Annotated in this window: 1 protein-coding gene; it reads right to left on the bottom strand. The window is 67.7% G+C overall.

From position 1 onward, the window contains the following. Nucleotides 1–20: 20 nt before the first annotated feature. Nucleotides 21–1,226, bottom strand: coding sequence for an IS110 family RNA-guided transposase (locus tag BLW84_RS45930; protein ID WP_093279048.1), 1,206 nt, complete (start codon nucleotides 1,224–1,226; stop codon nucleotides 21–23). Nucleotides 1,227–1,231 lie beyond the last annotated feature (5 nt).

The raw sequence follows: 1,231 nt of genomic DNA on the forward strand, positions 1-1,231 counted from the left end.
GGGGTGTCCCTATGTGGTTGTCAAGCCGCAGCGGGCGCGGCGTCTGGATGGGGGTGCCGGTAGTAGGTCTTGTTGCGGAGCATGGCGAACAGGACGTCGCAGCGGCGCCGGGCCAGGCAGATCAGCGCGGCGTTGTGTTTCTTCCCTTCATCGCGTTTCCGCTGGTAGTAGGTCCTGCTGGTGGGATCGGACAAGGCCGCGAACGCAGCCAGGAAGAACGCTCGTTTGAGTTTGCGGTTGCCGGTTCTGGCCGGGTGTTCGCCCTTGATGGAGGAGCCCGAACTGCGGGTGACTGGGGCGATTCCGGCGTAGGCGGCGAGGTGGGCGGAGGACTTGAAGCTGGAGGCGTCGCCGATCTCCAGGAGGATGCGGGCGGCGGTCCTGACCCCGATGCCGGGCATCGAGGTCAGGACCCCGGCAAGAGGGTGCGCATCGAGTATCTCCTCGACCTCGGTGGCGACCTGGTTACGTTGCTGGACAACGGTTTTCAGGCTGTCGGCCAGGCGCGGCAGCACAGTGTCGGCCGCGGCCGTGCCCGGGACGGTCACGGTCTGCTCGTCCAACGCCGCCAGGATGGCGGTGACCAGCTTGTCGCCCATGCGGGGTGCGTGCACAGCCGCGATCGAGGTGAGTTTGCGCCGCCCAGCGGTGCGGATGCCGGCCGGACCACCGCAGCGGGACAGGATTTCCAGTACCGCCGGGTGCGTGATCCTCGGACCGATGGCTCGTTCCAGGGCCGGGTGGATGCCGGTGAGCAGACCGCGGATGCGGTTGCTGATTCGGGTGGCCTCGCCGGCCAGGTCGTCGTCGAACCCCACCAACACGTCCAGCTCTGCCAGCGCCTCGTCGCCCACGTCGACCGGGCGCAGGGTGTGCGGCAGCGATCGTGCGGCGTCAGCGATGACGAACGCATCCCGGGCGTCGGTCTTTGCGCGGCCTGGATAGAGGTCGGCGATCCGCCGCATAGCCAAACCGGGCAGATAGGCCACTTGGTGCCCGCAAGCCCGAGCGACCGCGACCGGCAACGCGCCGATCGTGGCGGGTTGATCGACCACCACGAGCAGCGGCCCATGCCCGGCGAGTTTGTCGAACAGCGCTCGCAGTTTAGGTTCGCTGTTGGGCAATGGGCCGTCATGCAGCCGCCTGCCGTCCGGAGCCACGCCCACTGCGTGATGCTCGCCTTTCCCTACGTCCAGGCCGAGGAACACACCGAAATCGCTGCTCATCCACC

The sequence above is a fragment of the Saccharopolyspora shandongensis genome (assembly GCF_900106995.1).
Lineage (GTDB): Bacteria > Actinomycetota > Actinomycetes > Mycobacteriales > Pseudonocardiaceae > Saccharopolyspora > Saccharopolyspora shandongensis.

What these genes read in the sequence shown, in the direction of transcription:
- BLW84_RS45930 (WP_093279048.1), bottom strand. Translation starts at nt 1,226, where the DNA reads ATGAGCAGCGATTTCGGTGTGTTCCTCGGCCTGGACGTAGGGAAAGGC.